This is a genomic window from Alcaligenes sp. Marseille-Q7550, assembly GCF_965112015.1.
The window spans coordinates 186,727-213,722 of record NZ_CBCOPU010000003.1 but is presented as its reverse complement, the minus strand read 5'-3'; the positions used below and the strand labels follow the sequence as shown (position 1 = coordinate 213,722).

At 62.3% G+C, this 26,996-nt stretch carries 18 protein-coding genes and 2 pseudogenes; 7 read left to right on the top strand and 13 right to left on the bottom strand.

Annotated features, from left to right (window positions below; genetic code table 11):
• Nucleotides 1-3: 3 nt before the first annotated feature.
• Complete coding sequence (locus ACWPWO_RS17485) at nucleotides 4-2,847, bottom strand: ATP-binding cassette domain-containing protein (protein WP_454007671.1); 2,844 nt, start codon at nucleotides 2,845-2,847, stop codon at nucleotides 4-6.
• Between ACWPWO_RS17485 and ACWPWO_RS17480 the strand changes: the two genes are divergently transcribed.
• Entirely contained in the window at nucleotides 2,846-3,799 is a 954-nt protein-coding gene (locus tag ACWPWO_RS17480) for a hypothetical protein (RefSeq protein ID WP_454007670.1), read from the top strand. The genes ACWPWO_RS17485 and ACWPWO_RS17480 overlap by 2 nt on opposite strands.
• Here ACWPWO_RS17480 and ACWPWO_RS17475 read toward each other — a convergent pair.
• The 11 genes and pseudogenes from ACWPWO_RS17475 to aceE all read right to left on the bottom strand — a co-directional run bounded on the left by ACWPWO_RS17475 (nucleotide 3,787) and on the right by aceE (nucleotide 18,742).
• A complete protein-coding gene (locus ACWPWO_RS17475) occupies nucleotides 3,787-4,311 on the bottom strand; it encodes a hypothetical protein (protein WP_454007669.1) in 525 nt (174 codons plus the stop codon). The two genes, ACWPWO_RS17480 and ACWPWO_RS17475, sit on opposite strands and share 13 nt — an antisense overlap.
• Nucleotides 4,312-4,320: 9 nt before the next feature.
• Entirely contained in the window at nucleotides 4,321-4,815 is a 495-nt protein-coding gene (locus ACWPWO_RS17470) for a hypothetical protein (RefSeq protein ID WP_454007668.1), read from the bottom strand.
• A 251-nt stretch (nucleotides 4,816-5,066) separates the two neighbouring features.
• Nucleotides 5,067-5,324 carry a hypothetical protein gene (locus ACWPWO_RS17465; protein WP_454007667.1) on the bottom strand — a complete coding sequence of 86 codons (258 nt, stop codon included), beginning with the start codon at nucleotides 5,322-5,324 and terminating at the stop codon, nucleotides 5,067-5,069.
• A gap of 1,576 nt (nucleotides 5,325-6,900) precedes the next feature.
• Nucleotides 6,901-7,773 carry a hypothetical protein gene (locus ACWPWO_RS17460; RefSeq protein ID WP_454007666.1) on the bottom strand — a complete coding sequence of 291 codons (873 nt, stop codon included), beginning with the start codon at nucleotides 7,771-7,773 and terminating at the stop codon, nucleotides 6,901-6,903.
• Nucleotides 7,774-8,094: 321 nt separating this feature from the next.
• Nucleotides 8,095-9,578, bottom strand: a pseudogene (gene purF / locus ACWPWO_RS17455) (amidophosphoribosyltransferase).
• A 23-nt stretch (nucleotides 9,579-9,601) separates the two neighbouring features.
• Nucleotides 9,602-10,089, bottom strand: a pseudogene (locus ACWPWO_RS17450) (CvpA family protein).
• Entirely contained in the window at nucleotides 10,086-10,937 is an 852-nt protein-coding gene (locus ACWPWO_RS17445; RefSeq protein WP_454007665.1) for an SPOR domain-containing protein, read from the bottom strand. Before ACWPWO_RS17445 ends, ACWPWO_RS17450 begins: the two are co-directional and overlap by 4 nt.
• Before the next feature lie 38 nt (nucleotides 10,938-10,975).
• Nucleotides 10,976-12,367 (bottom strand): bifunctional tetrahydrofolate synthase/dihydrofolate synthase, encoded by a 1,392-nt coding sequence (folC, locus tag ACWPWO_RS17440; RefSeq protein ID WP_454007664.1) that lies wholly within the window; start codon nucleotides 12,365-12,367, stop codon nucleotides 10,976-10,978.
• Between the two features lie 166 nt (nucleotides 12,368-12,533).
• Complete coding sequence (gene lpdA / locus ACWPWO_RS17435) at nucleotides 12,534-14,309, bottom strand: dihydrolipoyl dehydrogenase (protein ID WP_454007663.1); 1,776 nt, start codon at nucleotides 14,307-14,309, stop codon at nucleotides 12,534-12,536.
• A gap of 9 nt (nucleotides 14,310-14,318) precedes the next feature.
• Complete coding sequence (gene aceF, locus ACWPWO_RS17430) at nucleotides 14,319-16,022, bottom strand: dihydrolipoyllysine-residue acetyltransferase (protein WP_454007662.1); 1,704 nt, start codon at nucleotides 16,020-16,022, stop codon at nucleotides 14,319-14,321.
• Nucleotides 16,023-16,033: 11 nt separating this feature from the next.
• Nucleotides 16,034-18,742, bottom strand: a complete 2,709-nt coding sequence (gene aceE, locus ACWPWO_RS17425) for a pyruvate dehydrogenase (acetyl-transferring), homodimeric type (RefSeq protein WP_394059881.1) — start codon at nucleotides 18,740-18,742, stop codon at nucleotides 16,034-16,036.
• 261 nt (nucleotides 18,743-19,003) lie between these two features.
• Here aceE and ACWPWO_RS17420 point away from each other — a divergent pair, with 261 nt between their 5' ends.
• Genes ACWPWO_RS17420 through ACWPWO_RS17400 form a run of 5 tightly spaced genes read left to right on the top strand, consistent with a single transcriptional unit; the run spans nucleotide 19,004 to nucleotide 24,946 of the window.
• Nucleotides 19,004-20,761, top strand: coding sequence for a PAS domain-containing sensor histidine kinase (locus ACWPWO_RS17420; protein WP_454007661.1), 1,758 nt, complete (start codon nucleotides 19,004-19,006; stop codon nucleotides 20,759-20,761).
• Complete coding sequence (locus tag ACWPWO_RS17415; RefSeq protein WP_454007660.1) at nucleotides 20,758-21,381, top strand: response regulator transcription factor; 624 nt, start codon at nucleotides 20,758-20,760, stop codon at nucleotides 21,379-21,381. Before ACWPWO_RS17420 ends, ACWPWO_RS17415 begins: the two co-directional genes overlap by 4 nt.
• Entirely contained in the window at nucleotides 21,382-22,242 is an 861-nt protein-coding gene (gene folD, locus ACWPWO_RS17410) for a bifunctional methylenetetrahydrofolate dehydrogenase/methenyltetrahydrofolate cyclohydrolase FolD (protein ID WP_394059887.1), read from the top strand.
• Between the two features lie 11 nt (nucleotides 22,243-22,253).
• The gene (locus ACWPWO_RS17405; RefSeq protein ID WP_454007659.1) at nucleotides 22,254-24,326 is read left to right on the top strand and encodes a M3 family metallopeptidase; all 2,073 of its coding nucleotides are present in this window, start codon (nucleotides 22,254-22,256) and stop codon (nucleotides 24,324-24,326) included.
• Between the two features lie 29 nt (nucleotides 24,327-24,355).
• The gene (locus ACWPWO_RS17400; RefSeq protein WP_454007658.1) at nucleotides 24,356-24,946 is read left to right on the top strand and encodes an SCO family protein; all 591 of its coding nucleotides are present in this window, start codon (nucleotides 24,356-24,358) and stop codon (nucleotides 24,944-24,946) included.
• 49 nt (nucleotides 24,947-24,995) lie between these two features.
• Here ACWPWO_RS17400 and ACWPWO_RS17395 read toward each other — a convergent pair whose 3' ends face one another.
• On the bottom strand, nucleotides 24,996-26,381 hold the full coding sequence (locus ACWPWO_RS17395) for a dihydrolipoyl dehydrogenase (RefSeq protein ID WP_454007657.1): 1,386 nt from the start codon (nucleotides 26,379-26,381) through the stop codon (nucleotides 24,996-24,998).
• Between the two features lie 130 nt (nucleotides 26,382-26,511).
• Between ACWPWO_RS17395 and ACWPWO_RS17390 the strand changes: the two genes are divergently transcribed.
• Entirely contained in the window at nucleotides 26,512-26,967 is a 456-nt protein-coding gene (locus ACWPWO_RS17390; RefSeq protein WP_394059895.1) for a MerR family transcriptional regulator, read from the top strand.
• Nucleotides 26,968-26,996 lie beyond the last annotated feature (29 nt).

Genomic DNA, 26,996 nt, shown 5'->3' with positions numbered 1-26,996 from the left:
TCATCAGCCCTGCTGCATCCGATACAGCGCCGCATAATGGCCCTGCTCACGCGTCAGCAGCTCCGCATGCGTGCCTTCCTCGGTGATCTCGCCGCGATCCATCACGATGATGCGGTCGGCATCCTTCACGGCCGACAAGCGGTGCGCGATGATCAGCACCGTACGCCCCTGGCCGATAGCGCGCATGTTGCGCTGAATGATGCGCTCGGACTCATAGTCCAGCGCGCTGGTGGCCTCATCCAGGATCAGGATGCGCGGATTGCTCAACAAGGCGCGTGCGATGGCGATGCGCTGGCGCTGCCCCCCGGACAGCGTGGCGCCCTGTTCGCCCACCATGGTGTCGTACCCTTCGGGCAGTTCCGCGATGAACTCGTGTGCGCCGGCCTGCTGCGCCGCCTGGATGATGCGTTGCAGCGGCATGCCGGGATCGGCCAGCGCGATGTTGTCGCGGATGCTGCAGTTGAACAGCAGGTTTTCCTGCAATACCACGCCAATCTGGCGGCGCAGCGAACTGGCGTCGATGGTGGTGATGTCCACGCCGTCAATCAGCACACGGCCCTGCTCAGGCGCGTACAGCCTCTGCGCCAGCTTGGTCAGCGTGCTCTTGCCGGAGCCCGATCGGCCCACGATGCCCAAGGTTTCACCAGCTCGAATATGCAACGATACGCCCCGCAGCGCGGGCTGCGCACCGGGACGATAGCGGAACACCACCTGGTCGAGAGTAATGGCACCGCGCAGCGGCGGCAGCGCTGGCCGGGCAGTATGTACTTCGGTACGAGTATTCAGAATATCGCCCAGGCGCTGCATGGAAATCCCCACCTGCTGGAAATCCGTCCACAATTGCGCCAATCGCATGACAGGACCGGCCACATTGCCGGCCAGCATGTTGAAGGCAATCAACTGCCCCACCGTGAGCTGGCCGTCAATCACCAGCCGGGCGCCCAGCCACAACGTCGCCACGGTCACCAGCTTGCTGATGTAGGTCACGCCGCTGTTGGCAAGCGTGCCCAGCGTCGCTGTGCGCAGGCCCGCCTTCACATAGGCGGCCAGTTGATGGTCCCATTTGCGTATCCACTGCGGCTCGACCGCACCGGCTTTCAGGGTCTCCACACCGCTGATCGTCTCGACCAGGAATGCCTGGTTTTCGGCGCCCCGGTTGAACTTTTCGTTGAGGCGAGCGCGCAGCGCAGGCGTAAAACCCGCCGACAACAGGAAATAGCATGGCAACCCCAGGATGCGAATCCGCAAATCCTGGCCCACGCGATCGAACCACAGATTCCGCACGCCCACGTCCGGCGAACGCAGACGCGCCATGCTGCTGGATCGGCCATTGCCCGCCACGCCGTTGACGACGCGGTCCTGGCCGTAGCCGCGGCCAAACACATACACATCATTGCCGCCGTTGCCGATCAAAACGTCATCGCCTCTCCCGCCGTCGAGCACATTATTGACGCCCGAGCCCGACAGGCGATCGTCCAAGGCCGAACCGCGCACGTTCTCCACATTCAACAGCTGCGAGCCCAGATTGTCGTTGCCGGCCAGCAGATCGATTTGAATCGCCTTCACGGACTCCTCGTACGACACCGTATCGGAGCCTGCTCCCCCATCGATGAAATAGGACGTGCCGGTCACGACGAAGGTGTCATTGCCCGCCCCGCCGCGCAAGACCGAGCGCCAGTCCCCGCCGATCAGCGTATCGCCGTAATTGGACGCCTTCAGTTCATTGATGTGGACCAGTCCGTCAAACAGCAAAGCGCGGCGCAAGCTTCGCACCCCTGCGGCAGAATCGTTCTCGAAGGAAACCCGCGTCACCCCGACCAGGTTGGCGAACAGATCAAATTGATTGAGATCGGCTCCCATCATCAGCACGCGCTTGCCGCCCGTGCTCGTCAGCTCGATGCCGTTGGCGATGCGCCGCAGATAGGCCTGCTCCCCCACCCCCGCCAGATGCACCTGATCGCCGCCGCTGCCCGCCTGGAAGCCATGCAGCGTGACGGTTCCGGATGCGGCGCTGACCAGCAGATGATCCACCCGCTGCGACAAGGAAAAATGGTTTTCCCCCGCTGTCGCCATCAACAGATTGAAACCCTCCGAGGTCCGGACCGTCGAACCCGGCTGCCCCAGGTAGACCCGTGTGTAGCCGGAGGACTGGGCGAAGGCCGCCAGCAATTCGTCCATGACCACTTTACGATCGCCCGCATGCTGCAGCGCCTTGGCATAGGCGCTGAACGTCGCGCTTGCAAAACGCGCATCTCCGGGCGAGAAAAACGTCGCCCCGCCGGGCAGATGCTCCTCGTAGCCCGTCCCCACCGGTATCAAGCGCAACAGTTCCGTGCGTAGCTGCTCCAGCCCCTGCGTCAAGGCGACTACATCCGCGTGCGCCTGCAGATACGCCGCCGCTGCCGAACCCAGGGCGCCAGAGGCCGCTTGCGCGCTGGCCTGCGCCGACTGGCGCAAGTAGTCATGTCCTAAAAAGTTCGCCTGCATGGCTGCCGTTCCCGCCTGCGCCATCGCCATGAAGGCCGCATCCTCCCGGGCCGCGGCATGGGAGACGGCCGCATCGCCGCCGGAACTGGCCTGGATCCACGCCATCATCTGCTTGGCCGCCGTGCTATGTATGATCGCGCCGCCCGATTTCAGATGAATCAGGGCGTGATCGCCGGTGCGCATCGCCGGCGATACGTTTCCGCGCCACGTCGACATGCGCTGCGTCTGCATCCAGTACTGCAGGGCAGCCTGGTCGTCCCCGAAGTTCTGGCGCGCATTCACGCCCGCCTGCCCGGCCGCCCTGGCCTGTCCGGCCGCCATCGCCGCATAGCCCTTGAAAACATACTCGGCGTGGATCATGGCCCCCGCTCCCGCTCTCGGTTTGGCCGCCACGAGTGTTGCGTTTGCGGTCGTGGCAACTCACACGTCTTCGGAATTTGATGTGGCAGGGTTCTTCACTGAGCTGAAGTCCGGCTTTGTCTCCATTGCTCAAGCGCTCGGAACGGAGTTCACACAGGCCCTGGCAGAGCTCAGGAATACGGTTTTGCCGTCGATTGCCAACAAGCTGGAAGTGTTGACTGTGGCCGATGGCAAAGTCCAGCTGGGGACCTCGCAGACTGGTGCGCAGATGCAGGTGGATCCGGCTTATCTGACAGACTTCGGCCTGGATGCGAGCGGAAATCTATTCGCCGAAGTGGCGCTGGATATCGCCGATCCGTATTCCAGGGTGCGTATCGCCTTTGACGAGACCGGCGCGGCCGGTGTGACGGTGGATGGGCGGGCGGCGATCTACGTGACTCCCGGCGCCTTGATTCGCGTCGAGGACCAAGCCTTGTCCGTGCGCATGGCCGAAGGCTCCGCGACCGGTGAATACCGATTGAGCTTGCAGAATGGCACTGCTTATGTCGAATACAACCACGGCGCGGGCATCTCCGGCCGCTGGGATGTCGGCGCGAACGGGTCGGCGCAGTTAGCCAGACTGACCCTGAACGGCGTTTCGTACTCCGGCGGCGACCCCGCTGCCTTCATCGCCCAGCAGGGCAATGATTTCGCGGCGCAACGCGCCGCCACCCAGGCGGGGGCGGATGGCGGACGGATTCCGGGCCGTCTGGTTGCTGTCGATGGTGTCGCGCAGGCCCGGGACAACAGCCTGGCCTTGCAATGGCTGGCCGAACGTATTGCGCTACCGAATGTCTCCGACCGCTGGCTGCCGTATGTGATGCAAGGGTCGGTGTCGGCGGGCGTGTACTTGAGCTGGAGCCAGGCGGGAGCCTTGAATCAGGCGCTGGCCTCCATCTATCAGCAGCGCTGAAACCAAGCGGGCCCGTCCATCATCGATGTCACTATTCTTGGCTTCGGGCCTGCCGCGGCGCCTCGCGCCTTGCGGATGATGACGGCTGCGGCGACGCCAACGGGTTTTCCCGTCAGCAGTATTCCGGCAGAGATAGTCAGCGCGGGCGCAGCCGCACCCAAAAGAGCCCCACCAGTCGCGAAACTGGCGACGGTGGCTAGGATATTCGATGACGCTGACCAGATGGTCGATGTACTAACTTTCCCTTCCTTGCTACCGTAGTCCGCAATTAGTTTTTCAACATCGCGCTGTAGGCTAAAAGTAGACAAGGCTAGCCCAGTACCCGGAGTGCTCTTACCAAGCATATTCACGAAGCCTTGGCCAACGCTCATCGCTCCCAGCGCCGTATCAATCGCCTGCGCATCGCTCTTGGCTGCATTCACAGCAGTATTAACGAGTATTGTAGGAGTAAATAAGTAGGCAAAAACCGCATCTACCGCTTCCGCCAGAGTCATAACTTTCGCGTTGGCCATATCGACTCCTTATTGCCGATAGAGTTTTGGACGAAACGTCAACCTGAACCATACGTATACTGAAAAGAGCAAAAAACTAAATAAATCAGATTGCATAGCACGCTTCTTGGACGCAGCTAAATCCCGATCAAAATCAGCTGCCCTGCGGTAGGTTTTTCCATCGACTGCCAAGTCAATGACGACGCGAAGCTTCTGCCATGGAAAAGCTTCTACCTCTGTCCATTGCACAACCGCGTTTTTGCCAGCCAAGTCAACGGGCAACCTCTCTATCTTTTCGTTACTCGTACGATAGTGGCAAGTATTTCGAATAATAGTATCAAGCGTGCATGTAAAATTTTGATTTCCTATAAGAAGTTTTTGTCCATTTTTATTATTATTTAGAAATTTCAGTTTTCCCTCATCCGTATGCATCAACAGCTGATGAGAATAAGGCAATCTATATAAATGAGCATGAGGCAAAACAGTCATCCATAGCATCAGGAGCAGCACACCCATAAACTCCATCCATATTTCCGGACGCCTAATACGCTCAGTCCAATTCATTTTTAAATAAATTCAATAGCAAAATAAAAATGTATTTATAAAATTACAATTTCAGATAAAACCAAAACAGAAAATAGAAAACAACCAGAGAACAATTTTTAGACTCAAATACTACTGCACGATACCAAATTAATAAGACAGAAAAATGACAAACAAATTAAAATATTTTACTCAAAACAGCAAGATAATCTTTACATCTAAATTATTTTTTCCTAATAATCTTCGATCAAATTTTGAGTGTCTCGATATAAATCTGCAGTAGACAATAGCAGTCTAGTCCCAAGTGTACTCTTGCCAAGCATATTGAAAAAACCTTGGCCAACGCTCTTTGCTCCCAGAACCGTATCAGTTGCCTGTGTATCACGCTTAACGGCATTAACAGCTGTATTAACGAGTATTGTGGAAGTAAACAAGTAGGTAAAGGTAGCATCTACCGCCTCTGTCAGAGTCATAACTTTCGCGCTACCCATGATGATTCCTTAGTGATGATAAGGCCCTGGACGAAACGTCAACCTAAACCATACATATACAAAGAAAAGCATAAACATAAAAAAATCCATTTGCATAACCAACCTCTTTGATCTAGCCAACCCTCGATCAAAATCAGCTGCTGTCCGATAAATTTTTCCATCTATGTTTAAGCCAACAACCACACGAAGCTTTTACCAAGGAAATGCGCCTATCTCAGTTCACTGCACCACAGCATAATGATCAAGCAATTCATTTGGTAATTTTCTGGTTTTTCCATTATTCGCATGATGATAGCAATTATTTCCAGCGGTAATATCGAGCGCACATACGAATACTTGATCATCAATTATTATATTTTGACCAGTTTTATTGTTATTTATAAACTCCGCCCCCCTCCCTTCGTCTGAATCGGCAACTGATTAGAATATGAAAGACGATATAAATGGGCATGCGGCAATACGGCCATCCATAGTACCAATAGCAGCACCCCAAGAAGCCCCATCCATATCTCTGGCCGCCTGATACGTTTCAAGCAATCCATTTTTTACTTTAACTCATCTTTGCTAATCTCGATAAAAATCGAAAAAAATGATCAAATCCTCAACCAAATTCATATTCAAAACCGAATTAAGAAAATTTGCCCATCAGAAAAATTCACGTAGCACAAGAAAGTAGATATTGGATTCGCTCCGTTGTTTTTCTTATCAAACGTGACGACGAGACGAGAGACGGCGATCACAGCTACCGCAGAACACTCGAACAAAGTTTTAAATCCAATCAGTCCCTGACCATTCTTATTTCACCTATGTCAAGAACCGCGGCCCTCTTGAATTCCCAGCCCCTTCCATCCCGTCACGAGCCGTAGCTAGTCGCATCTTCGTAAATTCTATAAATCCATATAGTTACCGCTTAAACCAAACTAGAACTTGCAATAAACCAATACTGAAGATCTTAGCCAAATAATCATTACAGAATAATGAAAAAATATCCCGATAATTTAGTTTCAATAAAAACAAGATTTTCTGAAGAAAAATCACACTATGATCAGAAAATTCACAGCAAACCGCACATAGAAAAACAGAAACATAACTAAAGGCTATGTACCTGTTATAGGTCGTCCCAAGGCCTCTTGAAGGCGCGGAAATAACGCTCAAGCATACGTCGCTAGGCCCAAAGCACCCATTGCTTAGCCGTAACATGGCAGCTCGGGCAGTAGGGCAAGTCCGTCAAACAATCCTCCCGCACGGCCTGTTGCTGCTGCTTTTGCAACGCATGTTGAATGAGGGGTTTCCAATGAGTATTGAGCTGGCTCAATAGGGTCAGCCAACGATGGAAAACCCGAGTGTTCGTGGCGTAGTCTCCTGCCGCAAAATCAGCATATAGACTGTTCCTCCGACACATAACGGGGACATAGCCAAGGAAACCCGCTCCGCCAGCCATTGCAAGGCCAGGCTGTTGTCCCGGGCCGGCGCAACCTCATCAACAGCGACAAGACGGCCACCTCCCCAATTTGATACGCAGGGAATCAATTGCCTCACCGCCGTGAAAAATTCTGCTGTTTTCAGGATCAGAGATCTACAATGTGCATTGCGCTGGGCGACGATCTCGCAAGGCCTCGTAACGTTCCTGCGGTTTGAGCATGTATGCGGCAGGAAACAGGAACACATTGAAGCCATCCCTAGTCTCTTTCAAATACGAAAATGGCTTGCGCTTCAGTTTTTGGGGCACCTGATCAATACCCTGGGTGACACGCAGCTCAACCAGAGGGACTTTGCCGCCCCCCAAGCTCAAATGGCCCAGACGCATATCGTCCACGCATTCCCATAAAAGGGAGAACTCTTCCCAGCCTTGCATCTTAAGGCCTGTTTCGTCGATGCTGAACACGCCTGAACTGCGTCCGCATACATACAGTCTTTTCAAGAACGAGAATACAATCAACACCATGCCCAGAACCAGCACGACTCTGACCACTGCCATGGCAAATTGAGTCGCTATCAGCAACACGGTACTGAACAGCACCAAGCTCAATCCCGCCTTCGACAAGGCGACAGCACGCGGAACCCAGGGAAGCATAACAATACGCAGAGGCAAGGGCGCCAGGGGCAGCGTCTGGTTACGGCGACGCCAACACACACGCAGGCCTTGATCAATGGCGACACCTATCATCAATATCATCAAACCCAAGCCCATCATGCTCAGGACCACGACAATCCAGTTCTCGATTTGAGCGCCCCTATGCCATGCCAAGTAAATGCTCCCCCCATCAAGAGCAACAGCCCTAGCGCCGACAGAATGCTGATAACCAGCAAGAGCGGCATAAACAAAAAAAGATAAAAACCACCCATGATGCGAGAAAAAGAAACGGGAGCTGTCATATTGATCCATAAGAATAAAAAATATAGGGCGACAGCATGTTAATAAAAAAACTTCAGAATCGTTAAAAAACATCCCGAGCTTTTAATTTAAGTACAAATATTTTATTTGAAATATTATTAATTCACTGCCAACGCGCTTAGCCCTCGTATGTCGAGCTCTGACACGAGCCCTGGGTTTTACGGACTTTACTCAAACTGGGACTCTCCTTATTCAGCAGCCCGCGCCGTTCAGCCTGTTCGTCAAACAGGCACTATTCATTTGGTCAACCTATCGGCAACTACGAAAAATGAAGGAGCAATAAAAAATCCCTGCAAAGCGCAATTCGCTTTGCAGGGATGAAAATAGACTGCGAAATTCCCCTCGCAGGGAAATAAAAAGACTATCGCTCAGCTGTCAGTCAGTCACGTCCGGCACCGGCTTGCCGTTCTTGCGACTATCAGCCAAGCGTTCCAGGTAGGCTTCGTCCACATCGCCGGTCACGTACTGGCCGCTGAAACAGGACGATTCGTAACCCGCGAAGCGGGGGTTGAGGTCGCTCAGGGATTGCTCCAGATCGCCCAGATCCTGGTACACCAGGCCGTCCACGCCGATTTCCTTGGCGACCTGGTTCACATCGCGTCCCGTGGCGATCAGTTCGGCCTGGGTGGGCATGTCGATGCCGTACACATTGGGAAAGCGCACCGGCGGCGCGGCCGAGGCGAAGAACACCTTCCTGGCGCCGGCGGCGCGCGCCATGTCCACGATCTGGCGGCTGGTGGTGCCGCGCACGATGGAATCGTCCACCAGCAGCACGTTCTTGCCGCGGAACTCCATGGGAATGGCGCTGAGCTTCTGGCGCACGGACTTCTTGCGGACCTCCTGGCCGGGCATGATGAAGGTGCGGCCCACGTAGCGATTCTTGATGAAACCCTCGCGGTAGTTCAGGTTGAGCCGCGCGGCAAGCTGCATGGCCGAGGGGCGGGCCGAATCGGGAATCGGCATGACCACGTCGATATCGGCCAGGCGCAGGTTCTTGGCGACATTGTCGGCCAGATACTCGCCCATCAGCAGGCGCGCGTCATAGACCGAAACGCCGTCCACCGTCGAGTCCGGGCGTGCGAAGTACACGTACTCGAACACGCAGGGGTTCAGGCGGGGGTTCTCGGCGCATTGGCGGCTGTTCAAGTTGCCGTCCAGATCGACGATGATGGCCTCGCCTGGCTCCACATCGCGCACCAGCTCGAAACCGCAGCCGGTCAGGGCCACGGACTCGGACGCCACCATCCATTCCACGCCCTTGTCGGTCTCGTTGCGGCCCAGGCACAAGGGACGGATGCCGTTGGGATCGCGAAAGGCGACCAGGCCGAAATTGGCGATCTGGGACACCACGGCATAGGCGCCGCGGCGCGCCGGTGCACCGCCGACACCGCCTGAAAGACCTCGTCGACGGACAGCTCGGGACCGGTTGCGGCGCGCTGCAGCTCGTGGGCGTAAATGTTCAGCAATACCTCAGAGTCCGAGTTGGTATTGATGTGGCGGCGGTCGATGGTGAACAGCTCTTCACGCAGCTCGCGCCAGTTGGTCAGATTGCCATTGTGGGCGAAGGTGATCCCGAACGGTGCATTGACGTAGAAAGGCTGGGCCTCGTCCACGCTGTCGCTGGAACCGGCCGTGGGATAGCGCACGTGACCGATGCCGCTGTTGCCCGGCAGCGAGCGCATGTTGCGCGTGCGGAACACGTCCCGCACCAGGCCGTAGGCCTTGTGCATGCTGAAGAACTGGTCGTGCCAGGTCGCCAGGCCGGCGGCGTCCTGCCCCCGATGCTGCAGCAGGAGCAGGCTGTCATAGATCAACTGATTCACAGGGCTGCGCGCGACAACCCCTACAACTCCACACATGATTGGTTCCCGTTAGTGTGTTCTCAATAAGGCAGCCATTCTGCCAAGGACGGCGGCAGCATGGCCTTGATGGATTGGACCGCCCGTATGGCCGGGTCGGCCAGCTTGGCCTGCTCCCACCAGGGCTCCTTGGGCAGCTCGGTGTGCCCGGCCAGAATGACCAGGATCAGCACCAGCAGCACGCCCCGGGCCACGCCGAACAGGCCGCCCAGGCCATGGTCGGCAGGCGTCAGCCCCGTTTGCTCGATCAGGCTGGCCAGCAGCATGTTCAGCAGCCCGATCAGCAGCAGCACCACAAAAAAACGGCTCCGTACGCCAGAGCGGTACGCAATAAGCCGTTTTCTATCCAGACCTGTATCCAGCCTGATGTGCGCGGCCCCCACCAGATGGCGGCCATGAAGGCCAGCAGGTAGGCGGTCAGGGAAAGCACTTCCTTGATCAAGCCGCGTATCAGGCCCAGCAGGCCTGACACGCCGATGACGGCAAGGACGATATAGTCGAAACTGGTCACTTAGCCGAAATGAAGCTGTTCTCGTAGCCCAGCGACCGCAGGCGGGCCTGGGCGGCCTGAGCGGCCTCGCGGGTGGGGAAAGGTCCCACGCGCAGTCGGTAGGTGGACTTGCCGCCGGACTGGGCGGTTTCCACATAGGCATTGGTGACGCCGGCCGAAACCAGTTGGTCGCGGCGCGAGCGGGCGTCGTTCTCGTTCGAGTAGGCGACGATCTGCAGGATGAAGTTGCCTTGCTGTGCCGCGGGCTTGGACGGGGTGCGGGGCGCGGGCGCCGGACCGTCCGGCACGCGCCCTTCGAGCAGCGCCAGGGCATAGGAGCCGTCGTCGGTGCGTTTGCCGCCGTTGGCCTGGCCGGCAGGCGGCGCAGCAGGCTTGGGCTTTTCGGCTGGCTTGGGTTTCTCAGCGGGCTTGGGCGGCTCCGTGCGAGCCGTTTCGGGGCGCGGCGGTTCGGCCGGCGGCGCGACGTGCGCCGGATCGGCGCCCAGGCCGGGATCCTGCACGGTCTCCACCGTGCCGCTGGCGCCGGAGTCGGCCACCAGGGGAGGTTCGGGCTGCACCACCGCAGGCGCCCGGCCGCCCTCTTCCACGATCAGTTCACCAGGGCGCGCGGGCTGCGCCGGCGCTGCGGTCTGGCCCACCGGGCCCATGGCCAGGGACTGCTCGGGTTCGGGTGCGGTCTTGTCCACGGTCAGCATGGGCACGATCACCACCACGGCCAGCACCAGCGCCAGGGCCCCGATCAGACGACGGCGGGCCCGGCTGCGCAGCTCCGACAGTTGCGAATCACTGGAGGTCGCTCCACGGCGACCCGACGACGAGGAAGCATCGTTGCGTGAGAAAAAACCCATGAACCCTAGACCTATGTAGTGAACTGCCTTGCGGACGATCAGGAGGATGAGCGATCGTTTGCGGCCTCAAGTATCGGGCCTACCGTTGCAAACGAGCCAAACACTACAATTCTATCATTGTCACCCGCCTCTTTTCGAGCCGCCTCGTAGGCCTGGGCGGGACTGTTGTAACTGGATACGACGGCCGGCGGCTTTGCGACAGGATTGCGCGCGGCCGGTCGCACGCCGGGACGATGGCCGGCCTCTTCCTGCGCCGGATCGAGCACCTCGGGCTGGCGCGGATGCGCCGCCAGCACATGGCGCACGTGCCCGGCCAGCTCCTCGCCGCTCAGCCCGCGCGGGCCTTCCAGCCCGGCGCACAACCAGTGGTCTATGCGTCCGGCGAGCCGGGCGACGACTCCGTCCACATCCTTGTCCTTGTACATGCCCAGCACGGCGATCGTCTTGGCGTAAGGCGGCATGTTGTCCAGGTTCTGCGCAAGGGCGGCCGCGGCATGCGGGTTGTGGGCCACATCGAAGATCACGCAGGGCACGCCGGGCTGGATCTGGAAGCGGCCCGGCACATTGGCGCGCAGCAGGCCTTCGCGCACGGCCTGCGCCGGAACGGCCAGACGCGGGCGCAAGGCCTCCAGCGCCGCCAGGGCGGCCGACGCATTCAGTAACTGGTTCGCGCCGCGCAGCGCCGGGGACGCCAGGCCCGCCCGCCGCTGCCCGCGGCCGCCATAGGCCCATTGCTGGCGGTCGCCGGAATAATTGAAATCCTTGCCGAACAGCCACAGGTCCGCGCCGATCTCCCGGGCGTAGTCTATGAGCGTTTGCGGCGGCACGGGGTCGGCGCAGATGGCCGGGCAGCCGGGGCGGAAGATATGAGCCTTCTCCCAGCCGATCTTTTCCCGGGTGTCGCCCAGATACTCGGCGTGGTCTATGTCCACGCTGGTGATGACGGCGCAATCCGAATCGATGATGTTCACCGCGTCCAGGCGCCCGCCCAGGCCGACTTCCAGCACGGCCGCGTCCACGCCCTGTTCCTGGAACAACAACAGGGCGGCCAGCGTGGAGAACTCGAAGTACGTCAGGGTGATGTCCTGGCGCGCGGCATCGATGCGCGCGAACTGCGCGGTGATCTGCTCGTCCGAGGCCAGCTCGCCGTTCAGGCGGATGCGTTCGTTGTAGCGCACCAGGTGCGGCGAGGCATACACGCCCACCTTGTAGCCTCCGGCCAGCAGGATGGCTTCCAGCATGGCGCAGGTCGAACCCTTGCCGTTGGTGCCGCCCACCGTGATGACCACGCCGTCGATGCGCACGCCCAGCCTCTGGGCGACTTCGCGGATGCGGGCCTGGCCCATGTCGATGGCCGAGGGATGCAGGGTTTCCAGGTAGGAGAGCCAATCAGGCAGCGCGGAGCCGGCGCTCAGGATAGGACTAGACATAGCAGATACCAAAAAAAAGCCCCCACGCCGCGCAGGCTCGGCCTGCTTGCCGCCCCGAGGGGCGCTTTTTATCTTGGGGGCGTCCCGGCGATAAAAAAACGGCAGGCGCTGATGATAGCACCTGCCGTCCGCCCGGTGCGCCTTGCAGACAAGGCGCCCATGGGTATTACTTGCGACGCGCGGGAGGCAAGTCCGTGCACGTGCCTTCGGCCACGGCGGCGGCCTTGCTGACCGACTCGCATAAAGTGGGGTGCGGATGGATGGACTTGGCCAGATCCACGGGATCCACGCCCATCTCGATGGCCAGCACCAGCTCGCCGATCAGCTCGCCGGCGTTGGTGCCCACGATGCCGCCGCCCAGGATGCGATGCGTTTCGGCATCGAACAGCACCTTGGTGAAGCCCTCGTCGCGGTTGTTGGCGATCGCACGACCCGAAGCGGCCCAGGGGAACACGCCCTTCTCGACCTTGATGCCATCTTTCTTGGCCTGCTCTTCGGTCAGCCCCACCCAGGCGATTTCCGGATCGGTATAGGCCACCGATGGAATCACACGGGCGTCGAAAAAGGCCTTCTGGCCGGCGATGACTTCGGCAGCCACGTGCGCCTCATGTTCGGCCTTGTGCGCCAGCATGGGCTGGCCCACGATGTCGCCAATGGCGTAGATGTGCGGCACATTGGTGCGCTGCTGCTTGTCCACTTCGATGAAGCCGCGGTCGGTGACCTGCACGCCCGCTTTCTCAGCGCCGATCTTCTTGCCGTTGGGCGAGCGGCCCACGGCTTGCAGGACCAGGTCGTAGCGCTGCGGCTCGGCCGGGGCGTTTTTGCCCTCGAAGGTCACCCAGATGCCGTCTTCGCGGGCTTCCGCGCTGACGGTGCGGGTTTCCAGCATCATGTGGTCGAAGCGATGCTTGTTCATCTTCTCCCACACCTTGACCACGTCGCGGTCCGCGCCGGGCATCAGGCCCGTCTGCATCTCCACCACGTCCAGGCGCGCGCCCAGGGCCGAGTACACCGTGCCCATTTCCAGGCCGATGATGCCGCCGCCCACGATCAGCATGCGCTTGGGGACGAATTTCAGTTCCAGCGCGCCGGTGGAATCCACCACGCGAGGATCATCGGGCAGGAACGGCAGCTTCACGGACTGGCTGCCCGCGGCGATGATGGCCGAACCGAACTTGATCACTTTCCTGGCGCCGTCCTTGGCGGTCACTTCGATGTGGTTCGGGTCCAGGAACTGGCCGTTGCCGACCACCACCTGCACTTTCCGGCCCTTGGCCATGCCGGCCAGGCCGCCGGTCAACTTGCCGATGACCTTGTTCTTGTAGTCGCGCAGCGCATCGATGTCGATCTCGGCTTCGCCGAACTTGATGCCGTGCGTCGCCAGGGACTTGGCTTCCTCGTAGACGGCCACGGTGTGCAGCAGCGCCTTGGAGGGAATGCAGCCCACGTTCAGGCAGACCCCGCCCAGCGTGTCGTAGCGCTCGACCAGGGCCACCTTCAGGCCCAGGTCCGCGGCGCGGAAGGCCGCGTTGTAGCCGCCGGGGCCTGCGCCCAGCACGACCACGTCCACGGTGTCGTCCGAGCCGCCCTGGTGGCTGGCGGCCTGCGGGGCGGGCGCTGCAGCGGCAGGAGCGGCAGCCGCCTTGGCGCCGTCCTGCTTGGCGGCGGACGCGGCGGCCGGCGCGGCGGCTTGCGCGGCATCGGCGCTCGCTTCCACCTTCGCGATGGCCGTGCCCTGGGCGACCTTGTCGCCCACCTTGACCAGCACTTCCTTGACCACGCCGCCCTGCGAGGCGGGGATTTCCATGGAGGCCTTGTCGGACTCCACGGTGATCAGGCTTTGCTCGGCTTCGATGGTGTCGCCCACCTGCACGAGGACTTCGATGACGTCGACTTCGCCGAAGTCGCCGATGTCCGGTACGATCAGATCAATCAGACTCATGGCAGCTCCTTACAGCGCGATGCGGCGGAAGTCGGCCAGCATCGTTGCCAGGAAGGCATTGAAGCGGGCGGCGGCGGCGCCGTCGATGACGCGGTGGTCGTAGGACAGCGACAGGGGCAACATCAGGCGCGGCTCGAATTCCTTGCCGTTCCAGACGGGCTGCATGCTCGAGCGCGACAGGCCCAGGATCGCCACTTCGGGAGCGTTGATGATGGGGGTGAAGTCGGTGCCGCCGATGACGCCCAGGGACGAGATCGTGAAGCAGCCGCCTCGCCTCTGGGCGGCGGTCAGCTTGCCGTCGCGGGCCGCGGCGGCCAGTTCGCCGGTTTCGCGGGCGATGTCCAGGATGCCCTTCTTGTCGGCGTCGCGGATCACGGGCACGACCAGGCCGTTGGGCGTGTCAGCGGCAAAACCGATGTGGTAGTACTGCTTGAGCACCAGATTGTCGCCATCCAGCGAGGCGTTGAACTCGGGGAACTTCTTGAGCGCGGCCACGGCGGCCTTGATCACGAAGGCCAGCATCGTGACGCGGGCGCCGGACTTCTTGTATTCCTCGTTCAGCTCCTTGCGCAGCGCCTCCAGCGAGGTGATGTCGGCCACGTCGTTGTTGGTGACGTGCGGGATCATGACCCAGTTGCGATGCAGGTTGGCTCCGGAGATCTTCTTGATGCGCGACAGCGGCTTGGCTTCCACGGGACCGAACTTGGCGAAGTCCACCTTGGGCCAGGCCAGCACGTCCAGGCCGCCCACCTGGGCGGCGGTGCCGGCGGCCGTGACAGGGGCGGCGCCGCCCGCCAGGGCCTGCTTGACGAAGGTGCGCACGTCATCGGCCGTGATGCGGCCCTTGTCGCCCGAACCGTGGACGCGGCTCAGGTCCACGCCCAGTTCACGGGCGAACTTGCGCACGCTGGGGGAAGCGTGAGGCAGGTTGCGCAGCGGCACGTCGGCCTCGGCATAGGAGGCGGTCGGGGACACGCGCGCCGGGGCGGGCGCGCCGGCGCCCGTCACCACGGACGAGGAGGAGGCGGCGGGGGCGGCGGGGGCCGGGGCGGGGGGGTGCGGGCGAGCGGGTTGTTCCTGCTTGGCAGGCGCGGCCGCGGGAGCGGCGCCCTGGACCGTCAGTTCCAGGATGTCGCTGCCCTGGCTGACCTTGTCGCCCAGCTTGACTTTGATGGCGGTGACCACGCCGGCATGCGACGAAGGCACTTCCATGGAGGCCTTGTCGGACTCCACGGTGATCAGGCTCTGGTCGACTTCGATGGTGTCGCCCACATTGACCATGATCTCGATCACGTCCACGTCGCGGGCGTCGCCGATGTCGGGCACCTGAACGGTGACTTTCTGCTCGCCGCCCGCGGCGGCCGGAGCCGCTGCCGGCGCCGCCGCAGCGGCAGGCTCGGCCTTGGCGGACTCGGCCTTAGCGGGTTCGGCGGCCTTGGCAGGCTCGGCGGCGGGAGCGGCTTGCGCCGCGTCGGCCGTCTCCAGGTCCAGGACGACGCTGCCTTCCTTGACCTTGTCACCCAGCTTGACCTTGATAGCCTTGACCACGCCGGCGTGCGAGGACGGGATTTCCATGGAAGCCTTGTCGGATTCCACAGTGATCAGGCTCTGCTCGACCTCGATGGTGTCGCCTTCGTTGACCAGGATCTCGATGACGTCGACTTCGTCCTCAGCACCGATGTCCGGGATTTTGACTTGAATGATATTGCTCATGGTGCAGTCCCTTATGCGTGGTGCGGGTTGGCCTTGGCAGGATTGATGCCATACTTGGCGATCGCTTCGGAAGCCTTGCTGAATGGGATCTTGCCTTCTTCGGCCAGGGCGCGCAGCGCGGCCAGGACCACGAAGTGACGGTTGACCTCGAAGTGCTCACGCAGCTTGGAGCGGAAGTCCGAGCGGCCGAAGCCATCGGTGCCCAGCACCTTGAAGGTGCGATCCTTGGGAACGAACGGACGGATCTGGTCGCCGAACGCCTTGACGTAGTCGGTGGAGACCACGATGGGGCCCTCGGTGCCCTGCAGTTTGGCGGTGACGTAAGGCACGGGCAGGTCCTTGCCTTCGGGATTGAGCAGCGCGGTGCGCTCGCAGTCCAGGCCGTCGCGGCGCAGCTCGGTGAAGCTGGTGACGCTCCAGACGTCCGAGCCGATGCCCCAATCCTTTTCCAGCAGTTCCTGGGCAGCGATGACTTCGCGCAGGATCGTGCCCGAACCCATCAGCTGGACGCGCAGCTTGCTGCCTTCGCCGGCGGACTTGAACTTGTACATGCCGCGCAGAATGCCTTCCTCGTCGCCCTCGACCAGGCCGGGCTGCGGGTAGTTCTCGTTCATCAGGGTGACGTAGTAGTACACGTCTTCCTGGTCTTCGACCATGCGCTTGAGGCCGTTCTGCATGATCACAGCCACTTCGTGGGCGAAGGTGGGGTCGTAGGACACGCAGTTGGGGATCAGCGAGGACTGGATGTGGCTGTGGCCGTCTTCGTGCTGCAGGCCTTCGCCGTTCAGCGTGGTGCGGCCGGCGGTGCCGCCCAGCACGAAACCGCGCGCCTTCATGTCGCCCGCCGCCCAGGCCAGGTCGCCGAAGCGCTGGAACCCGAACATCGAGTAATAGATGAAGAACGGGATCATGATGCGGTTGTTGTTCGAGTACGACGTGGCCGCGGCGATCCAGGAGCTGAAGGCGCCCTGTTCGTTGATGCCTTCCTGCAGCAGCTGGCCGTTGGCCGTCTCGCGGTAGTACATCACCTGGTCCTTGTCGACCGGCACGTACTTCTGGCCTTCGGGCGCATAGATGCCGATCTGGCGGAACAGGCCTTCCATGCCGAAGGTGCGGGACTCGTCGGCCAGGATGGGCACGGCGCGCGGACCGACCTGCTTGTCGCGCAGCAAGGTGTTCAGGAAGCGCACGAAAGCCTGGGTGGTGGAGATCTCGCGGCCTTCCGCCGTGGCTTCCAGGATGGGCTTGAACGCGTCCAGCGCGGGCACCGTCAGCTGCTCGTCGGCCTTGGTGCGGCGCTTGGGCAGGTAGCCGCCCAGCGCCTTGCGGCGGGCGTGCAGGTACTGCATTTCAGGCGAATCTTCGGCCGGCTTGAAGTATGGCAGCTCTTCCAGCTTGTCGTCGGGCACGGGGATGTTGAAGCGGTCGCGGAATTCGCGCACGGCATCCAGATCCAGGCTCTTTTGCTGGTGGGAGGGGTTCTTGGCCTGGCCGACGTGGCCCATGCCGTAGCCCTTGATGGTCTTGGCCAGGATGACGGTGGGCTGGCCCTCGTGCTTGGTGGCGGCATCGAAGGCGGCATACACTTTGTGAGGATCGTGGCCGCCGCGGTTCAAGCGCCAGATGTCCTCGTCGCTCATGCGGCTGACCATCTCCAGCAGCTTGGGATGCTTGCCGAAGAAGTGCTCGCGCACGTAGGCACCGTCGTTGGCCTTGTAGGCCTGGTATTCGCCGTCAACGGTCTCTTCCATGACGCGGCGCAGGATGCCTTCCTTGTCGCGGGCCAGCAGCGGATCCCAGTAGCCGCCCCAGATCAGCTTGATCACGTTCCAGCCGGCGCCGCGGAAGGTGCCTTCCAGTTCCTGGATGATCTTGCCGTTGCCGCGCACGGGACCGTCCAGACGCTGCAGGTTGCAGTTGACGATGAAGATCAGGTTGTCCAGCTTCTCGCGTGCGGCCAGACCGATGGCGCCCAGGGATTCGGGTTCGTCCATCTCGCCGTCGCCCAGGAACACCCAGACCTTGCGGCCGCTGGTATCGGCGATGCCGCGGGCGTGCAGGTACTTCAGGAAGCGGGCCTGGTAGATGGCCATCAGCGGGCCCAGGCCCATGGACACGGTGGGGAACTGCCAGAACTCGGGCATCAGCTTGGGATGCGGATAGGAAGGCAGGCCCTTGCCGTCGACTTCCTGGCGGAAGTTGTTCAACTGGTCTTCGGAGATGCGGCCTTCCATGAAGGCGCGGGCGTACATGCCCGGCGAGGAGTGACCCTGGAAGAACACCAGGTCGCCGCCGTGGTCTTGGGATTCGGCGTGCCAGAAGTGGTTCTGGCCGCAGCCTATCATGGTGGCCAGCGAGGCGAAGGAGGCGATGTGGCCGCCCAGGCCGCCGCCGTCGGGCGGCGTTTCGCGGTTGGCGCGCACGACCATGGCCATGGCGTTCCAGCGGATGTAGGAGCGGATGCGCTCTTCCAGTTCCAGGTTGCCGGGGTGCGGAGGCTCCAGGCCGGGAGGAATGGTGTTGACGTAGGCCGTGTTGGGCGAGAACGGGATGTGGGCGCCCGAGCGGCGCGCCAGGTCGATCAGCTTTTCGATCAGGTCATGGGCGCGCGCAGGGCCTTCACGGTCCACGACCGCTTCCAGGGCCTCGAGCCACTCTTTTGTTTCCAAGGCTTGGTCTTGATTGACGTGGGCCGAACTATTGTCTTGAGTTGAGGACATATAGTGTCTCCGTATATGGGGTATGAGTCCGGACTTCCACAACGCTGAACACGTGATAGGCCAAAGCGTTGGTAACGAAGCTTATGACTGCGGACCGTGAGCGGTGAAGGCGCTATACTCCTGCATCGAGGCCATTCTAGGAAAGAACATCCAAAGGCTCAAGCAAAATTTCATTTTATGGTATGAGTTTTTATAATGTGAAATATCACCAAGGAAAATAGCGCTACATTACAATTCACGCACAACAACATTGATGCAGTCGTGGCCAACCATCCCAAAAAGTCCCTGATTCCGACGACCTTCTACGACCGGCCCAGGCAGAGCCGCCGCGGCTTCTATTGGCTGACGCCGGTGGTCGTGCTGTTTCTCTATCTCTGCGTCATGGGCGTGTTCGTGTGGCTGCAGCGCCTGCAGAACGACAGCGTCATGTTCGTGACCATCGACCAGGAGACCCGTCAGCAGCGGCTCATGATGGTCATCATCGCCCTGTCCCTGGTCATCGTGGTCAGCCTGCTGGCCCTGTGGCGCTATACGCGCTTTCGCACCCGCGCCGAGGCCGCCCAGATCGCCGAGACCGGGTTCCGGCGCGCCATGGAGAACTCCATGTCCACCGGCATGCGGGTGTTCGACATGCAAGGGCGCATCGCCTACGTGAACCCGGCCTTCTGCCGCATGATCGGATGGAACGAGGCCGACCTGGTCGGGCGCACCGCGCCCTTCCCCTACTGGCTGCCGGGCCGCCACCAGCAGCACCAGGAGACCCTGGACCTGCTGCTGTCGGGGCGCACGCCCAGCAGCGGCCTGGAAGTGGAGGCCCAGCGGCGCGACGGCTCGCGCTTCACCGCCCGCATGTACGTCTCGCCGCTGCGCGCGCCCAACGGCGAGCAGATAGGCTGGATGACCTCCATGACGGACATCACCGAACCCAAGCGCATCCGCGAGGCCCTGACGGCCGCGCACGAGCGCTTCATGACCGTGCTCGAAGGCCTGGACGACGCCATCTCCGTGGTGGCCGACACCTCCGAGGGCCTGGAGCTGCTGTTCGCCAACCGCACCTACCGGCGCTTCTTCGGGGCGCAGTCCAACGGCCACGCGGAACTGCTGGGCGGGCGCCTGGGCCGCTTCACCGACGAAACCGTGGAAATCTATTCCGAATCGGCGGCGCGCTGGTTCGAAGTGCATCACAGCATGCCGGCCTGGACGGACGGACGCCGCGTGCGCCTGCAGGTGGCGCGCGACATCACCGACAGGCGCAAGCACGAGGAAGCCTCGCGCATACAGCAGGAAAAGGTCCAGCTGACCAGCCGCCTGACCACCATGGGCGAGATGGCCTCCTCGCTGGCCCACGAGCTGAACCAGCCCCTGACGGCCATCAGCAACTACAGCATGGGCGCCGTGGCCATGCTCAAGTCCGGGCGCTACCAGCCCGAGACCCTGCTCGCCGCCCTGGAAAAAGCCGCCCAGCAGGCCGAGCGGGCCGGCAAGATCATCAGCCGCATCCGCGAATTCGTCAAACGCAGCGAGCCGCGCCGCCAGCGCGTGGGCGTGATGCGCATCGTGGAGAACGCGGTGGGCTTTGCCGAGATCGACGCCCGCAAGCGCCAGATCGATATAGACCTTACTATTCCAGACCCCTTGCCGGATGTCATCGCCGACCCCATTCTTATAGAACAGGTATTATTGAATCTGCTCAAGAACGGCATCGAAGCCATGGAACACAGCGAGCACCACGTGCTCAAGCTGGTCATCAGCCAGCAGGAATCGCTTTTGGAAATGGCCGTGATCGACCGCGGCCATGGACTGAAGGATCCCGAGCGCCTGTTCGAGCCTTTCTACAGCACCAAGTCCGAAGGCCTGGGGATGGGCCTGAACATCTGCCGTACCATTATTGAATCGCATCACGGCCGCCTCTGGGCGAGCCCGAATCCCGAAGGCGGAACGATCTTCCGTTTCAGCCTTCCCTGTGCAGCGCCGGATGTACCGGACACCATTGATAACAAACTGGAGATAACCGAATGACCAGCCCTCAGACGCCATGCACCATCTATGTGGTTGACGATGACGAAGCCGTGCGCGACTCCCTGCGCTGGCTTCTGGAGGCCAATGGCTATCGCGTGCGCTGCTTTGCGTCCGGCGAGGAATTCCTGAGCGCCTACGACCCTTCCCAGGTCGCGGTCCTGATTGTCGATGTGCGCATGCCCGGCATGAGCGGCCTGGAGCTCCAGGAAACCCTGATCGCCCGCAAGGCCACCATACCGATCGTGTTCATCACCGGACACGGCGACGTGCCCATGGCCGTCAGCACCATGAAGAAAGGCGCCATCGACTTCCTGGAGAAACCCTTCAAAGAAGCCGACCTGCGCACCATCGTGGGCCGCATGATAGAACAGGCCACGGCCCGCGCCTCGCAGGCCCAGGCCCAGAAAGACCAGCAGGAGATCCTCGGCCGCCTGACGGCCCGCGAACAACAGGTGCTCGAGCGCATCGTGGCGGGCCGCCTGAACAAGCAGATCGCCGGGGACCTGAACATCAGCATCAAAACTGTCGAAGCGCATCGCGCCAACATCATGGAAAAACTGGAAGTCACCACAGTCGCCGACCTCATGAAAATCGCCCTTGCCAAGTCCGAGGAAGCGTAAATGAGTGCTCGCATCATCGATGGAAAAGCCCTGTCCGCCCGGATCAAGGCTGAAGTGGCCGCCCGCGTGGCCGAACTCAAGCAGGAAGGCCTGCAGCCCGGCCTGACCGTGGTCCTGGTCGGCGAAGATCCCGCCTCCCAGGTCTATGTACGCAACAAGTCCCTGGCCTGCGAGGCCGCCGGCCTGAAGTCGGACCTGATCCGCCTGCCCGCCGACACGTCCGAATCCGAACTGCTCGCCCTGATCGCGCGCCTGAACCAGGACGACGGCGTGCACGGCATTCTGGTTCAGCTTCCCCTGCCCGGCCACATGGACGAGCACAAGGTCATCGAAGCCATCGCGCCTGAAAAGGACGTGGACGGCTTTCACATCAGCAACGCCGGCCTGCTGCTGACCGGCAAGCCCCTGTTCCGCCCCTGCACGCCCTACGGCGTCATGAAGATGCTGGAATCCGAAGGCGTGAACCTGCGCGGCGCCGAAGCCGTGGTGGTGGGCGCCAGCAACATCGTGGGCAAGCCCATGGCCCTGCTGCTGCTGGCCGCCGGCGCCACCGTCACGCTGTGCAACTCCAAGACCCGCGACCTGGCCGCGCAGACGCGCCGCGCCGACGTGCTGGTGGCGGCCGTGGGCCGTCCCGGGATCATCACCGGCGACATGGTCAAGCCGGGCGCCGTCGTCATCGACGTGGGCATCAATCGCGGCGCGGACGGCAAGCTGTGCGGCGACGTGGACTTCGCCAGCGCCAGCGCCGTGGCCTCGGCCATCACGCCGGTGCCCGGCGGCGTCGGTCCCATGACCATCGCCATGCTGCTCGTGAACACCCTGGAAGCGGCCGAACGCACGGCCGGCATCACCCACTGATTTATAGCCCTATGACGACGAATCCCCTGCTGGTCGCTATCGACAGCCTCATTGATTACCCCGCCATCCGGCCCGAGCACGTGGAGCAGGCCGTAGACCAGCTCCTGGCCCAGGCCCGGCAAGCCGTGGAAACCGTGTCGAGCGACGATCGCGAACCCAGCTGGGCGACCGTCGTCGAACCGCTCACCGACGCCACGGAAACGCTGTACCGGGCCTGGTCGGTCGCCGGGCACCTGAACTCCGTGATCAACACGCCCGAGCTGCGCGAAGCCTACAACAACTGCCTGCCGCGCATGAGCGAGTTCTCCACCTGGGTGGGCCTGAACCGCCAGCTGTTCCTGCGCTACCAGGCGCTGGCCGACAGCCCGGCCTTCGCCGGGCTCAGCCCCCAGCGCCAGCGCATCGTCGCCCTGGCGCTGCGGGACTTCCGACTGAGCGGCGTGGAACTGCAGGGCCAGGCCCGCGAGGACTACGCCCGCATTTCCGAAGAGCTGGCCCAGACCTCGCAACAATTCTCTGAACATGTGCTGGACGCCATCGACCAATGGCACTACCTGGTCACCGACGAAAAAGAACTGGAAGGCGTGCCCGCGGACGTGCTGGCCGCCGCTGCCCGGGCCGCGCAGGAAAACGGCCAGCAAGGCTGGCGCCTGACCCTGAAGATGCCCTGCTACCTGCCCGTGATGCAGTATGCGCGCAACCAGGATCTGCGCGAGCTCCTGTACCGCGCCTACACCACGGTCGCCTCGGAACAGGGCGATCCCCAATTCGACAACTCCCGGGCCATCGAGACCCTCCTGCGCCTGCGCGCCGAGGAAGCCGGCCTGCTGGGCTTTGCCAGCTACGCCCACATGCGCCTGGAAACCCGCATGGCCGACACGCCGGAACAGGTGCTGGGCTTTCTGCGCGACCTGGCCGCCAAGGCGCGCCCCTATGCCCGCCAGGATCTGGCCGAGCTGCAGGAATTCGCCCGCCAGGAACTGGGACTGGCCGCCCTGCAGCCCTGGGACGTGGCCTATTGCTCGGAGCGGCTGCGCGAACAGCGCTACGTGTACTCGGAAGACGAAGTCAAACAATATTTCACCGAACCGGCGGTGCTCAAAGGCCTGTTCCAGGTCATCCAGCGCCTGTTCGACGTCACGCTGCGCCCCACCACCGCGCCCGTCTGGCATCCTGCCGTGCGCGCCTTCGAGGTCTGCGGCTCGGACGGCAAGACGCTGGGCTACCTGTACATGGACCTGCACGCCCGCCAGGGCAAGCAAGGCGGGGCCTGGGTCGACAGCGAACGCAGCCGGCGCCGCCTGGGCGAGCACCTGTGCCTGCCCATCGCCTACCTGGTGTGCAATTTCGCCGAGCCGCAGTCCGGCCGCCCCGCCCTGCTCACGCACGACGATGTCATCACCCTGTTCCACGAATCGGGCCACGCCCTGCACGCCCTGCTCTCGCGCGTGGACGACCCGGCCGCCTCGGCCTTCGCCGCCGTGGAATGGGACGCCATCGAGCTGCCTTCGCAGTTCATGGAGAACTTCTGCTGGGAATGGCCGGTGGTGCAGATGCTGACGGCCCACGCCGATACCGGCGAGCACCTGCCGCGCGAACTCTACGAGAAACTGCGCCGCGCGCGCAATTTCCAGAGCGGCATGCAGATGGTGCGCCAGCTGGAATTCTCCCTGTTCGACATGCTGATCCACGCCCGCGATACGGGCCTGGACATTGCCGCCGTCATGCAGATACTGGAGCAGGTGCGCCAGGAAGTGGCCGTGATCTTCCCGCCGGACTGGCATCGCTTCCCGCACCAGTTCTCCCATCTGTTCGCGGGTGGCTACGGCGCGGGCTACTACAGCTACAAATGGGCGGAAGTGCTGTCGGCCGACGCCTATTCGGCCTTCGAGGAGCAGGCCTACGTGCACGCCGACGGTGCGCGCGATACGCTGGACAGCAATACCGGCCATCGCTTCTGGCGCGAAGTCCTTTCGGTGGGCGGCGAGCGCCCCGCCGCCGAATCGTTCCGCGCCTTCCGCGGCCGCGACCCTTCCATCGCCGCCCTGCTGCGCCACAGCGGGCTGACCCCGGAACCAGCCTGACCAGAACCCGCCCGACTGGAGAACCGCCCATGAAGTCCCGCCTTGTCCTGCTCAAACGACTTGTCCTGACAATGCTGCTGGGCTTCATGCTGGCGGGTCCGAGCGCAGCCGCCAACCTGCACCCGGTGCGCGGTTTTCTGCCCGACCTGCGCTTCTCCCTGCAGGCCGCCGGCCCCAAGTCCGTCACCCAGGACGACTTCAAGGACAAGGTGGTGCTGCTGTTCTTCGGCTACGCCAGTTGCCCCGACGTGTGCCCCACCACGCTGGCCCAATTGGCCGCCGTCATGGAAAGCCTGGGCCCCCAGGCCCGGGACGTGCGCATCCTGTTCGTCAGCGTCGACCCGCACCGCGACACGCCCGAATCGCTGGAAAGCTACGTCAAGGCCTTCGACGAGCACGCCATCGGCCTGACCGGCACGGAAAAGCAGATCGCCGATCTCGCTCGACGCTACCGCGTCGCCTACCAGATCGAGAAACCCGACCCCAAGACGCCGGACGACTACGAGGTCGCCCACAGCCGCGGCGTGTATTTCTTCGATCGCCAGGGCAAGGCCCGTTTCCTCGCCCCCGACACCGAATCGGTAGAAGTGCTGGCAGACGGCGTGCGCCGCCTGCTCTAGGAACCCACGGCGGCATGACGCCGCCTGTTTCGGGACAAACCTGCGACCCTCACTGCGCCTTCAGGGCCGACTGCGCCTGGCGCAAGGCGGTGCGCAAGCCTTCCTGCAGCACCGGATGATAGAAAGGCATGGCCAGCATCTGGTCCAGGCTCAAGCCCATCTGCAAGGACCAGGCCAGCAAATGGCCGATGTGCTCGGCGTCCGGCCCCACCATCTCCGCGCCCAGGAAGCGGCCTTCGCGGTCGGCATACACATGCAGCAGCCCCTGGTTGCGCAGCATGACGCGCGCGCGCCCCTGGTTAGCGAAACTGACCGCCCCCACCACTGCGCCCTCCGGCAAGGCCTTGAAGGGCGTGCCGATCACTGCAACCTGCGGGTCGGTGAACATCACTGCCATGGGCGCCCGGCGGGGCCCCGGCGCCGCGTCGCCCGAACCGGCCGCCTGCAGGGCGGCCAGCCGGCCGTCGTCGGCCGCCTCGTGCAGGATGGGCGCACGCTGGTTCACATCGCCCGCCAGATAGATGGGGGTGCCCTTCAACTGCAGTGTGGCCTCGTCGTACACGGGCCGCCCCTTCTCGTCCCATTGCGCCCCGGTATTCTCCAGGCCCAGGCCTTGCAGTTGCGGGCGGCGGCCGGCGGCCGCCAGCACGCAGTCGTACTCCTCCACCACTTCGCGGCCTTCGACCTGCAGCCGCACCCGGGCCTTGCCGTCGACCACCTCGCCGCCCAGTACCGTCACGTCGGCGCGCAGGTTCAACTCCCGGGTCCAGATGGCCCGGGCCGCCTCGCGCACCTGAGGATCGGACAAGCCCGCCAGGCTCTGGCTGCGGGCGACGATGGCCACGTCCACATCCAGGCGCGCCAGGGCCTGCCCCAGCTCCAGGCCAATCACGCCGGCGCCGATCACCAGCACGCGGCGCGGCAGATCGTTCCAGTAGAAAACGCCTTCATTGCTGATCAGCAATGAACCCAAGGCCTCCAACTCTTTGGGACGCACAGGTTCGGAGCCGGCCGCCACAATGATGCGGCGCGCCGTGACGCGGGTATGGTCGTCCACCTCCAGCACATGGTCGGACACGAAGCGCGCCCGGCCGCGCAGCTTGTCCTGCGCGTCGAACCCTTCCACGTCGTCCACCACGAACTGCACGAAGCGGTCCCGCTCGCGGCGCACCCGCTCCATGACCTGCGCGCCGTCGACGCGCACGGGTCCGTCGACGTGCACGCCGAACGGCGCCGTGCGCCGCGCGTCATGGGCGGCGTCGGCCGCCGCGATCAGCAGCTTGGAGGGCATGCAGCCCACACGGGCGCACATGGTGCCGTAGGGGCCCGACTCGATCAGGACGGTCCTCTGTCCGGCGCGCTTGGCCGTCCGGTACGCCGTCATGCCCGCCGTGCCGGCGCCGATCACCGCCACGTCACACTGAATTTCCTTCATATGCACTCCCGATTCGACAATCCCGGCGTGAAAGGCCGGAGTTCTTCACCACCGCGGAGCTGCGCTCTACAATGGATCAATTCGTGTCTGAATCATAACGCAGTCGAGCTTGACTGCCGGAAGGAAGCCCATGCTGATCAGTGAAGCCGCGCGCGAGACTGGCCTGACCCCGAAAATGATCCGCCATTACGAAGAGCTGGGGCTGCTCAGCAGCGAACGGGCGGGCAACGGCTATCGCATGTACCAGCCGCAAGACCTGGACACGCTGCGCTTCATCGTGCGCGCCAAGGATCTGGGCTTCAGCCTGACGGACATCCAGCAACTGACCAGCCTCTGGCGCAATCACCGGCGCCCGAGCAGCGAGGTCAAGCAATTGGCCCAGACCCATATCCGGCATCTGGAAACGCGTGCGGCGCAATTGCTGGACATGGCCGCCAAGCTGCGCCAGCTCGCCGAGCAATGCCATGGAGACCATCGCCCTGACTGCCCCATCCTGGACAGCCTGGAAGGCGCCTGTACGCATGCCGAAGCGAAGGGCGACGACAAGGCCCGTCGCCCCCCCGGGCGAGCGCCCGAAAAAGCGTGAAACGCCGTTCCCAGGGGCCGGCAAGCGCT

Bases quoted from the DNA above. Each gene is read 5' to 3' on its own strand.
- ACWPWO_RS17480 (WP_454007670.1), top strand. From the start codon at position 2,846: ATGGCCCCCGCTCCCGCTCTCGGTTTGGCCGCCACGAGTGTTGCGTTT.
- ACWPWO_RS17485 (WP_454007671.1), bottom strand. From the start codon at position 2,847: ATGATCCACGCCGAGTATGTTTTCAAGGGCTATGCGGCGATGGCGGCC.
- ACWPWO_RS17475 (WP_454007669.1), bottom strand. From the start codon at position 4,311: ATGGCCAACGCGAAAGTTATGACTCTGGCGGAAGCGGTAGATGCGGTT.
- ACWPWO_RS17470 (WP_454007668.1), bottom strand. From the start codon at position 4,815: ATGGAGTTTATGGGTGTGCTGCTCCTGATGCTATGGATGACTGTTTTG.
- ACWPWO_RS17465 (WP_454007667.1), bottom strand. From the start codon at position 5,324: ATGGGTAGCGCGAAAGTTATGACTCTGACAGAGGCGGTAGATGCTACC.
- ACWPWO_RS17460 (WP_454007666.1), bottom strand. From the start codon at position 7,773: ATGTTTTTTAACGATTCTGAAGTTTTTTTATTAACATGCTGTCGCCCT.
- ACWPWO_RS17445 (WP_454007665.1), bottom strand. From the start codon at position 10,937: ATGGGTTTTTTCTCACGCAACGATGCTTCCTCGTCGTCGGGTCGCCGT.
- folC (WP_454007664.1), bottom strand. From the start codon at position 12,367: ATGTCTAGTCCTATCCTGAGCGCCGGCTCCGCGCTGCCTGATTGGCTC.
- lpdA (WP_454007663.1), bottom strand. From the start codon at position 14,309: ATGAGTCTGATTGATCTGATCGTACCGGACATCGGCGACTTCGGCGAA.
- aceF (WP_454007662.1), bottom strand. From the start codon at position 16,022: ATGAGCAATATCATTCAAGTCAAAATCCCGGACATCGGTGCTGAGGAC.
- aceE (WP_394059881.1), bottom strand. From the start codon at position 18,742: ATGTCCTCAACTCAAGACAATAGTTCGGCCCACGTCAATCAAGACCAA.
- ACWPWO_RS17415 (WP_454007660.1), top strand. From the start codon at position 20,758: ATGACCAGCCCTCAGACGCCATGCACCATCTATGTGGTTGACGATGAC.
- folD (WP_394059887.1), top strand. From the start codon at position 21,382: ATGAGTGCTCGCATCATCGATGGAAAAGCCCTGTCCGCCCGGATCAAG.
- ACWPWO_RS17405 (WP_454007659.1), top strand. From the start codon at position 22,254: ATGACGACGAATCCCCTGCTGGTCGCTATCGACAGCCTCATTGATTAC.
- ACWPWO_RS17400 (WP_454007658.1), top strand. From the start codon at position 24,356: ATGAAGTCCCGCCTTGTCCTGCTCAAACGACTTGTCCTGACAATGCTG.
- ACWPWO_RS17395 (WP_454007657.1), bottom strand. From the start codon at position 26,381: ATGAAGGAAATTCAGTGTGACGTGGCGGTGATCGGCGCCGGCACGGCG.
- ACWPWO_RS17390 (WP_394059895.1), top strand. From the start codon at position 26,512: ATGCTGATCAGTGAAGCCGCGCGCGAGACTGGCCTGACCCCGAAAATG.